At 66.5% G+C, this 11,431-nt stretch carries 1 protein-coding gene; it reads right to left on the bottom strand.

Annotated features, from left to right (window positions below):
- Positions 1-107: 107 nt before the first annotated feature.
- Positions 108-11,138, bottom strand: a complete 11,031-nt coding sequence (locus tag ABQ039_RS09905) for an autotransporter-associated beta strand repeat-containing protein (RefSeq protein ID WP_349777803.1) — start codon at positions 11,136-11,138, stop codon at positions 108-110.
- Positions 11,139-11,431 lie beyond the last annotated feature (293 nt).

The following is an 11,431-nucleotide window of genomic DNA, read 5'->3' as shown; positions in this document are numbered from 1 at the left end:
CCGGCACCCGACCGCACTTGGTCACTGCAACCACCGATGCCATGCAGCACTGTGCATCAGGCAAAAAAAAGCCCCGGCAATGCCGGGGCTTTTTGGTCTGCGGTGAATCAGAAGCTCCAGCCCCAGGTGACCTGGCCGCCGTATGCGGTCTGGCCATCACCGTTGAGTCCCTGCAACGACAACGCCATGCGGCTGTTGGGCGAGGTGATCAGGCTGACGCCCAGTTCGCCGACTACCGCGTTCTTGGCCAGCGTGACGCTCTGCACCGAGAACTGCGAACCGCTGCCGACAAAGCCGGCCGACCGCTCCACGGCGCGGTCGCCGAACGCATGCCGCCAACCCACCGAGGCATACACCCCGGCCGCCGCACCCAGCTGCCAACGCCCGCGTACGCCCACCGTGCTGGTGGTGTACTCGTCCTTGGCACTGTCCACCGACAGCCCGGCAATGCCGCCGCGCTCGTCGAAGCCGTCGGTCTTCAGGTGCGTGTAGTCCGCCGCAACGAAGGGGCTGTACACCGCATTGCCGGTGCGCAGGTTCCAGGCCGCTTCCAGCGACACGGTGACGGCCTTTGCATCGTAATTGCTGGTCAGCCGCTCTTCGAGCACGCCGGGCAACATCACCCGACGGCTGCTGTCCACGCTGTAGTCCGCATAGTCGACCGCAGCCTGCACAGCGAACGCGGACCAATCGGCCTGGGCGTAGATGCCCGCATGGGTGCCATCGATATCGGAACGATCCAAGGATTCGCGCGAGCGGGTTTCGATATCCTGATTACCGACCGCGACACCGACCACGCTGCGCTCGCCAATGCGCCGTTCTGCACCGGCCATGATGCCGTTGTCCTCGCGCCGCACCGAAGCGGTGTTGGCATCTCCATCGACACGATTGGGCAGGCTACGGCCGGTGATCCAGACCGTGGTATCGCCCACCCGCGCATCCTGACTGTCGCCACGCAGATGATTGCCGACGCCGCTCAGCAGGAAGCGGCTATCCAGCAAAGCGGTCGCCGTGCTGGCATGGCTTTCGCCCGACAGCGAGGCAAACGCCGTGCTGATCGCTTGCGGGTCGTCGGGCAGGCGCACCACTGCCTGGTAGACCGGGCTGGTGGTCGGCAAGCCATCCACCGCAGCTGCGGCGGCCTGCTGGTTTGGCGCGGTGACCGCATCGACCATGGCCACGGTGTTGCGACCAAACGATACCGACAACGCCGTGGCACTGGCGCTGACATTCGGCGTGACGAAGGCGTAGTCGGAAACGACGTTGGTAAACCGACCGGTCAGCCCGCCGGCGGCGCTGATGACCGGGATCTCGGTGAACAACGGCAGGTCCGTCGCACGTACCAGTTGCAGGGTGCTGCCAGGTGCCAGCGTGGCCGCCCCGCCCACGCTGATCGGCGTCACCGTGCCGCCCGCACCGGGCGTGACCTGCAGGGTGGAGCCATTTGCAAGCGCGACATTGCCGCCGACGCTGATCGTGCCGGTGCTGCCGCCGATCGCCACGGTGCCACCGGAGGTCAGGCCGCCGATGCTGCCGCTGCCGGTGAGCGTGCCGCCCGGGCCCACCGTGACCGGCCCGCCCAACGCGGCGCCCGGATTGGCCGGGTTACCCACGCTCAGGGTGCCCGCGACGATGGTGGTCGGGCCGGTGAAGCCACTGCTGTTTGCGGTGACCAGCAAGGTGCCCACACCATCCTTGAGCAGACTGCCGGTACCCGACAGGATCCCGGCGTAGGTGCCATTGGCGGTCTGCTGGAACACCAGTGCGCCGGCATTGGCGATATTGCCCTGCAGGCTGTCGGTATCACCAATCAATGTGCCCGCATTGATCGTGGTGCCACCGAGATAGGCGTTGACACCATCCAGCGTCAACGCGCCCGCGCCGTTCTTGATCAACGTACCGCTGCCGGTGATGTTGCCGGCAAACGTGCCATCGCCGGCCTGGTCGAACACCAGTGTCGCGTTGTCGACGATATTGCCCTGCAGGCTGGTGGTGGTACCGATCAGGCTGCCGCTGGCAATGGTGGTGCCACCGCTATAGGTATTGGGCGCAACCAGCGTCAGCGCCCCCGCCCCCTGCTTGACCACACTGCCGGTGCCGCTGACCGCGCCGGCGAACACACCATCGCTGGCCTGATCGAACACCAACGTGGCGTTGTCGACGATATTGCCTTGCAGGCTGGTGGTGTTGCCGATCAGGCTGCCGGCGCTGATCACGGTGCCGCCGGTATAGGTGTTGGGCCCGAGCAGTTGCAGCGCGCCGGTGCCGGCCTTCTGCAGCGAGCCGGTGCCGCTGAGCGTGCCGGCATACACGCCGCCGGTGTTCTGGTTGAACACCAGTGCCGCGTTGTTGGCGATATCGCCCTGCAGGCTGCTGGCGTCGCCGATCAAGGTACCGGCCGTGATCGTGGTGCCGCCGGTGTACCCATTCGCACCGTTGAGCAATAGTGCGCCGGCGCCATCCTTGATCACGTTGCCGGTGCCGGTGATCGAGCCGGTGAACACGCCATCGGCCACCTGGTTGAACACCAGCGTCGCATTGTCGACGATGGCTCCCTGCAGGCTGGCGCTGTCGCCAACCAGCGTACCGGCGTTGACCGTCGTGCCACCGGTGTAGCTGCTGCTGCCATCCAGTGTCAGCGTGGAAACCCCATTCTTGATCAACCCACCGGTGCCGGTCACAGCACCGGTCAAGGTGAGATCGTTGCTGCCCGCAAACGCGACTGCACCTGCCAGCTCGACTGCGTTGGTCACTGTCAGTGCCTGATCGGTATCCAACGTGGTGCCGGTCGCGGCGGTCAACGTTCCGGTGCCCAGCGCCTGTGCATCACCCAGCACCAAGCTACCGCTGGCAAGTACGGTACCGCCGCTGTAGTTGCCGGCTTCGGCAAGCGTCAACGCACCCGTCCCCTGCTTGACCACACTGCCGGTGCCGCTGACCGCGCCGGCGAACACACCATCGCTGGCCTGATCGAACACCAGCGTGGCGTTGTCGACGATATTGCCTTGCAGGCTGGTGGTGTTGCCGATCAGGCTGCCGGCGCTGATCACGGTGCCGCCGGTATAGGTGTTGGGCCCGAGCAGTTGCAGCGCGCCGGTGCCGGCCTTCTGCAGCGAGCCGGTGCCGCTGAGCGTGCCGGCATACACGCCGCCGGTGTTCTGGTTGAACACCAGTGCCGCGTTGTTGGCGATATCGCCCTGCAGGCTGCTGGTGTCGCCGATCAAGGTACCGGCCGCAATCGTGGTGCCGCCGGTGTACGCGTTCGCACCGTTGAGCAATAGTGCACCGACGCCATCCTTGATCACGCTGCCGGTGCCGGTGATCGAACCGGTGAACACGCCATCGGCCGCCTGGTTGAACGCCAGCGTCGCATTGTCGACGATGGCTCCCTGCAGGCTGGCGCTGTCGCCAACCAGCGTGCCGGCGTTGACCGTCGTGCCACCGGTGTAGCTGTTGCTGCCGTCCAGTGTCAGCGTGCCGGTGTTGGTCTTGATCAAGGCGCCACTGCCGCTGATATCGCCGGCAAGCGTGAGGTCTGCCGGATTGTCGACGCTCAGCGCAGCGCCGAGGACGACCGCATTGCCCACGGTTGCGGCAACAGGGTTGGTCAGCACCGCAGCGCCGACCACCGACAAGCTGCCGGTGCCCAGCGCGTTGTTGCTGCCGATCGACAAGGTGCCATCGCTCAGCGCGGTCCCGCCGGCATAGCTGTTGTTGCCACTGAGCGTGAGCGTGGATGCACCGGTCTTGATCACGCTGCCGGCACCGCTGATGGCGCCAGTCAGGGCGAGATCGTTGCTGCCAAGCAGCGTCACCGCACCGTCGAGCACCACCGCATTGCCCACGGCCAATGCCTGGTCGGTATCGAGGCTGGTGCCGGCTGCCGCGGTCAGCGTGCCGGTGCCCAGTGCCTGCGCATCGCCCAGCACCAGCGTGCCGCCGCCGAGCGCGGTGCCGCCGGTGTAGGTGTTGGCGGCGCTCAGCACCAGCGTGCCGGTGTCGAGTTTCTGCAGCGTGCCGGTGCCGCCGATGCCCACATCGATGGTGCCGGTGACGCCAGGGTCGACACGGATGATGGTGGTGGCCGCATTGGCGCTCAATGCACCGCCGCCAGCATCGCTCAGCACATACCCGTCGCTGATGAACTGCATGCCGGTAATGCCTTGCGTGCCCTGCACGCCTACATTGCCGGCGGTGCCGGCGAACACGGCAAAACTGTTCTGCCAGTCGCTGTTGCTCAGCCCATCGATCGAGGTCCAGTTGGTGGGGCCTGCGGCCCAGACGCCTGCGCCGCCATCGATGCTGCCATTGGCAATGGTCTGCGCACCATCCCAGAACTGCACGTTGCTGCCGGGCGCCAGCAGCACCACGTTGATCTGCTGGGCCAGCGCGGTCTGCAACGTCAGCTGGGTGGGATCGATCGTACCTGGCAGCGTGCCGATGCCCAGGCCGTTGTCGGTCAAGCCACCGCTGTAGTCGATCAGGCGATACACACCGGTGCCGAAGCCGCCGATGTCGGTGATGTTGAGCGTGCCGTCCAGGGTGAGATCGCCATTGACCGCCAACACGCCGGTCTGGCTGGGGATGCCCAGGAACGCGTCCAGCGTGGCAGTGGGAGCCAGGCTCAGGCTGCCGGTGGTCAACACGGCGCCACTGGTCACCACCAGGCGGCCGCCGTCATTCACCGTGACCGCCGCATCGACCACGCCGCTGCCGCTCAAGCTGGCACCGCTGCCCACGGTCAGGCCACCTGCACTGGCCAGCGTGCCATCCACGTCCAGCGTGCCGGCGGTGACCTGGGTGGTGCCGCCAAGCGCGCTGGTGCCGGTGAGCTGCAAGGTGCCGGTGCCGACCTTGTCCAGATTGCCTGCATCGCTCAGGCTGCCGGCAAAAGTACTGCCGACGTTGTTGGCGCCAAGCTGCAGCGTGGTGCCGCCCAGCACCGCGACGTTGCCCTGCCCGGTCACTGCACCCAAGGCCGCATTGCTGCCGAGCGAGAGCCCGGCACCTGCGGCCACATCCACGACGCTGGTGTTGCCCAACGCGCCGGGGGCGGCGGTGGCGAGCACGCCGGCCTGCACCGACACCGGGCCGGTGAACGTGTTGCCGCCGGACAAGGTCAAGGTGCCCAGGCCCGTCTTGGTCAACGCACCCGCGCCACTCAGCACCCCGGTCAGGCCCAGATCGTCCGCGCTGGCAATGGTCAGATCGGCACCGAGATTGACCGCATTGCCCAGTGCCAGCGCAATCGCGTTGCTCAAAGTGGCATTGCCCAGCACCGACAGGCTGCCGACACCGAGCGCGGTGTTGCTGCCAACCGCCAGGGTGCCTGCGTTCAACACGCTGCCGCCGACGTAGCTGTTGGCGCCGTCGAGCGTAAGCGTGGACGCGCCGTTCTTGATCACACTGCCCGCGCCGCTGATCGGGCCGGACAGGCGCAGGTCGTTGCTGCCGACCAGGTTGAGCGCGCCATCGAGTACCACTGCATTGCCGACCGCCAATACCTGGTTGCTATCGAGGTTGGTGCCGGTTGCTGCGGTCAGGGTGCCGGTGCCCAGCGCCTGCGCGTCGCCCAGCACCAGGGTGCCGCCGCTGAGGGCGGTGCCGCCGGTATAGCTGTTGGCCGCATCGAGCACCAGCGTGCCGGTGTCGAGCTTTTCCACGCCACCGCTGCCGGAAATGGCGACATCGATGCTGGCGGTTGCACCCGGATCCACACGGATCGCGGTCAACGGCGCAGTCACAGCCAATCCACCCGCGCCGGCATCGGTCAGCTGATAGCCATCGGTGACGAACTGCAGGCCGCCGATGCTCTGCGTGCCCACCACGCCGACGGCGGCTGCGTTGCCGGCAAAGACCGCAAAATCGCCTTGCCAGGTGCTGTTGGCGCTGCCGTCCTGGTTGGTCCAGTTGGTCGCCGCCCCCCAGGTTCCTGCACCGCCGTCGACGGTGCCGTTGGCGGTGGTTTGGACACCATCCCAGAACTGCACGATGCTGCCCGGTGCCGTCACCACCAGGTTGAGTTGCTGGCCGATGGCGGTCTGCAGTGCGAGCTGGCTGAGATCCACGCTGCCCGGAAACAGGCCGATCGCCAGACCGTTGTTGGTGAGCAGGCCGGTGTAGTCGATCAGCCGGTACACACCCGTGCCGAACCCACCGATGTCGGTGATGTTGAGCGTGCCGTCCAGGGTGAGGTCGCCATTGACCGCGAGCAGCCGCGTATTGCTCGGCGCTGCCAGTGCGACATCCAAAAACGCACCCGGTGCCAGGGTCAGGCCACCCACGCTGAGCGAGGAGCCACTGGTCAATGCAAGCCGGCCACCGTCGGCGATGGTCACATTGCTTCCCACGTTGCCGGTGGTGCCGGTGCCGGTCAGCGTGCCGCCTAGCGCCACGTTCACTGCGCTGGTGCCCAGGGTGCCGATCACATCCAGGGTACCGCCGCTAACCTGGGTGGCACCGCCGATCGCGCTGTTGCCGAGCAGGCGCACCGTGCCGGCGCCGACCTTGTCCAGATTGCCGCCACCACCAAGGCTGCCGCCAAAATCGCCACCGCCCAACTGCAGCGTACCGCCGGCATCGGTAGTGACATTGCCGGCGCCGCTGAGCGCGCTGATCAGGCCGCCGTTGCTGAGATTCAGCACCGCCCCTGCAACGACATCGACGTTGCTGGCGTTGCCAAGCGACGCGGCGGTGCTCGCAACCAGCGTGCCGGCCTGGATCGCCAGCGGGCCGGTGTAGGTGTTGCTGCCATTCAAGGTCAGGGTGCCGGCACCGGTCTTGATCAAGTCGCCTGTACCGCTGATGCTGCCGCTGACCAGCATGTCCGCACCGTTATCCACGGTGAGCGCTGCGCCAAGCGCGATGTCGTTGCCCAGCGCCACCGCAATCGCGTTGCTCAGCGCTGCATTGCCGACCACCGACAGGCTGCCGGTGCCGAGTGCGTCGTTGGCGCCGACCGCAATGGTGCCGGCCGTCAACGTGGTGCCACCGCTATAGCTGTTGCTCGCGTTGAGCGACAACGTGGTGGCGCCATTCTTGATCAGGCTGCCGCTGCCGGTGATGGCACCGTTCAAACCGAGATCGTTGCTGCCGACCAGCGTGAGCTGATCGTTCAACTGCACCGCATTGCCCAGCGTCAGCGCGGCAGCGGCATCCAGTTCGGCAGGGCCGCCGACCAGCAGCGCACCCACGCCCAGCGCAGCGTCGTTGCCGAGCACCACACGCCCCGCATCCAGCGCAACGCCGCCGCTGAAGGTATTGGCATTGGCCAAGGTCAGCGTGGCAGCGCCTTGCTTGTCGAGACTGCCGATACCGCTGACGACGCCGTTGAGCGTGATGTCCTGCGTGCCAGGCAAGGTGAGTGCGCCATTCAACGCAAGTGCATTGCCCAGCGTCACCGCGCTGCTGGCATCCAGTGTGGTGCCCGCGGCGGCGCTCAGCGTGCCCAAGCCCAATGCCGTGTCGCTGCCGACCACCACTGCGCCGCCCTGCAGTTGCAGTCCGCCCGCCCAGGTGTTGTTGCCATTGAGCGTGAGCGTTTGCCTGCCGTTCTTGATCAGGCGACCGGCGCCGTCGACCACGCCATCGAGGGTGAGGTTCTGGCCATCGATGGCGAGTTGGCCGGCGACATTGACCGCGTTCTGCAAGGTCACCGCCGTGCTGGCAGTGAGCTGTGTGCCATCGGCAGCGGTGAGCGCGCCGGTGCCGAGCGCGCTGTCGCTGCCGACCGACAGGATGCCGGTGTCGAGCAAGGTGCCGCCGGTATAGACATTGTTGCCGGTGAGGGTCAACGCACCGGCGCCCTGCTTGATCAGGCTGCCTGCGCCACTGACGATGCCGGTGACGCCCAGATCGTTGTTGCCGGTGAGCGAAAGCGCACCGTTGAGCACCACAGCGTTGCCGATCGTGGTCGCGGCAGTGGCCTGCAGCTGCGTGCCATCGGCAGCGGTCAGCGCCCCGGTGCCCAGTGCTGCGCCGTCGCCGATCAGCAGCGCGCCTGCATTGAGATCCACGCCACCGGCAAAACTGTTGGGTCCAGCCAGCGTCAATGCAGCATTGCCGTTCTTGACCACGCCACCCACGCCACTGACCTCACCGGTGAGGGTGAGATCCTGGCTGCCGCCGAGCTGCAGGTCCGCTTCCAGCGCCACGTTGTTGGCGAGCACGCGTGCGGCGGTGCTGTCGAGCAGTCCGCCGCCGACGGTCAGGGTGCCAAGACCCAAGGCGGTGTCGCTGCCCAGGATCAGGCTGCCTGCACTCAGGCGCGTGCCGCCGGTGTAGCTATTGTTACCGGCCAGGGTCAGGCTGGCGGGGCCCAGCTTGTCCAGGCTGCCCACGCCGGTGATGGCGCCGGTAAGCGTGAGCGCGTTGCTGCCACCCACATTGACCAGGCCGGCCAAGGCAATGGCATTGGCCAGCGTGCTGACGGTTGCATTGTCCAGGGTGGTACCGGCTGCTGCGCTGAGCGCGCCAACACCGAGCGCGGTGTCACTGCCCACCGTCAGTGTGCCGGCGCTGAGCGTGGTGCCGCCGCTGTACAGATTGTTGCCGCTCAGCGTGAGGTCGCCACTGCCGGACTTGATCAGGCTCCCGGTGCCGCTGATCGCGCCACTCAGTGTCAATGCTTGCGCCCCACTCAGTGTCAGCGCACCTGGAGTCAACGCGATCGCGTTGCTCAACGAGGTGGCCGCCGTGTTTTGCAGGGCCGCATTGCCGGTGACGTTCAACGCACCCGTGCCCAGCGCGGTGCCGCTGGCCACCTGCAAGGTGCCGGCAGTGAGGTTGGTGCCGCCGGCATAGGTGTTCAGGCCGCCCAGGGTCAAGCTGCCGGTGCCGAGCTTGGTCAACGCACCGGTGCCGCCAATGGCGCCGGTCAGGTTCAAGGCATTGCCGCTGCTGCCCACCCCCAAGCTACCGGTGAGTGCAATCGTGTTGCCCAGGGTTGCCGCAGCGGTGGCATCCAGCTCGCCGCCGCTTGCGGTCAGGGTACCGGTGCCCAGGGCCGCGTTCGAGCCCACCACCAGGCGCCCGGTACTCAAGCTGGTGCCACCGGTGTAGGCGTTGTTAGCGGTTAGGGTGAGGTCGCCCGCACCGCTCTTGATCAGGCTGCCGCCACCGTTGATGGCACCGCTCAATGTCAGCGCCTGCGCGCCGGTCCAGTTCAAGGGTCCGCCAAGGCTGATGCCGTTGGCCACCGTCAGTGGCGCACTGCTGCTGAGGTTGGACGCGCCGGTGACGTTCAAGCCGCCGGTTCCCAGTGCCGAGGCACTGCCCAGTTGCAAGGTGCCCGATGCCAGCGTGGTTCCGCCAGCGAAGGTGTTGGCGCCGTTGAGCGCGAGCGTGCCAGTGCCGGTCTTGTTGACACCACCCGCGCCGGCAAGCGTGCCGGTCAGGGTCAGCGCGTTGCCGCTGGCGCCCAGGCCCAGCGTATTGGTCAAGGCAACATTGTTGGCCAGGGTCAGTGGAGCGCTGGTATCCAGCTGCCCACCGGCGGCTGTCACCGTGCCCGCTCCGAGCGCGGTATTGGTTTCGATCCGCAGCGTCCCCGCGCCCAGCGTCGTGCCGCCTGCATAGGTATTGCTGCCGCCCAGGGTGAGCGTGCCGGTGCCGATCTTGTTCAACGCGCCGGCGCCGCTGATGCCGCCGCCAATCCGCAAGGTGTTGGCGCCGCCGATGCCGATGAAATCGTTGAGCACGAACGCATTCGGCAAGTCGACCGCCGCACTGGAAAGCACGCTGCCGGCTGACACGTTGACGGCGCCTGTTCCCAGTGCGCCATTGGTTCCCACCGTCAGTGAGCCGCCGAGCAGGTTGACGCCTCCGCTGAAGGTATTGCTGCCGGTCAGGCCCAACGCACCGGTCCCGGTCTTGGTCAGCGCACCGGTACCGACGATGGGGCTGGCAATGGTCAGGGCATTGGCGCCCTGCAGGGTCAAGCCACCTGCTCCCAAGGCGATGCCGCCGGCAGGCGACAGGCTCAGGCCGGCGGCTGTCGCCTCCAGCGCACCGCCATTGGCGGTGATGGCAGTGCCTAGCTGCGCAGGATTGGCGAACTGCAGTACGCCGCCATTGAGCGCGCTGCTGCCGAAGTTGCTTCCGCCCCCGACCGACCAGGTGCCGCTATTGACGCGCAGGCTGCCGAAATTGATGTATTGCGCGGTGCTGAGCGTCCCGACGCCGGTGCTGCCGCTGCCAGTGCCGGTGGCCGAATTCTGCAGGATCAGCGTATTGGTGCCGCCTGCGCCGCCATCCACCACACCGGTCTGCGCGAAGCTCAGCAAGCCCCCCGGCCCAAGCAGTTCCAGCGCCAGCCCGCCGCCGCTGTTGACGCTGCCGCCAGTCACCGCCGTGAAGCTGTTGGTGCTGCCCGCCCCCATCGACACGCTGCCGTTGATGGTGCCGGCGTTGACGAAGCTGTTGCCGGTGGCCGAACTCTGGAAGCCGACGCGCCCGTTGATGGTGCCGGTGTTGACCGCATTGACGGTACCGCCGCCGCTGACTGCTATCACCGGCGTATCCGCACTCAGCACCGACAGGTTCAACAATGCACGGCTATCGATCAGCCCGGCATTGTTGATCTGCACGACGCCATTGCTGGCCGAGGTGATGCCAAGCGCCATGCCATCGAGATTGAGCAGGTTCGCCCCCAGCAGGCCGCCGGTGCCGTAAATCGCGCCGGTGGCGAGATTATTGGCGGTCACCGTGGTGGAGCTGGCATTGCCCATGCTGACGCCGGTGCTCAACACCGACAACAGGCCGAGCGCCGAGGGGTCGATCGTACCGCTGTTGTTGAGCGTGGCATTGGTGCCGGTGAGCGCAATGGCGGTGCCGCCCAGCAGCCCGGCGGTCATCTGCGTGCCTGCCGCAACGTTGATGGTCAGGTTGTTTGCGCTGCTTGCGAAGCTGTTGCTGGTGATTGGCAACCCCGTGCAGGTGACGGTGGCGCCCGCTGCTGGAAGTGCAGGTGTGCACGCCCCCCAGGCCAGCATCGGTGCGGCGGCTCCCACCGCCAGCACGACCAGGCTCGACACGCTGCGGCGGGTTGCCCCGGGCTTGCGCCGCCGACGTACCAGCTCGTGCGTCACCACCCAATTACCAATCGCCGCGTTCCAGACCAGCGCAAATGCACGATTCATTTTATTCCCCCTGTATCGCCGTGCAGAGACTCACGCACACACACACGCGCTCTCCAACAGCAGAAAGTTGATTTACTGTCGAGTCGGTTTAAAACAGCTTGTGCCGTACCAACCGGTATCGCCTACGGATGAGTACGTTTAATACCATTCCCTGCGAATAATAGTGGGAGATTAATAGGGAAAGCGCCATGCCTGAAACTGTGCCGAATATCACTAACCAGGAAACTATCCATGACACACGCCCAAACTGTCGACTGGTTTACTCGTGCCCGTCAGCGTTATCGCGCTACCTC

The sequence above is a fragment of the Xanthomonas sp. WHRI 6108 genome (genome assembly GCF_040202385.2).
GTDB lineage: Bacteria > Pseudomonadota > Gammaproteobacteria > Xanthomonadales > Xanthomonadaceae > Xanthomonas > Xanthomonas arboricola.
The sequence above is the reverse complement of the archived record's forward strand: the minus strand, read 5'-3'. Positions and strand labels throughout refer to the sequence as shown.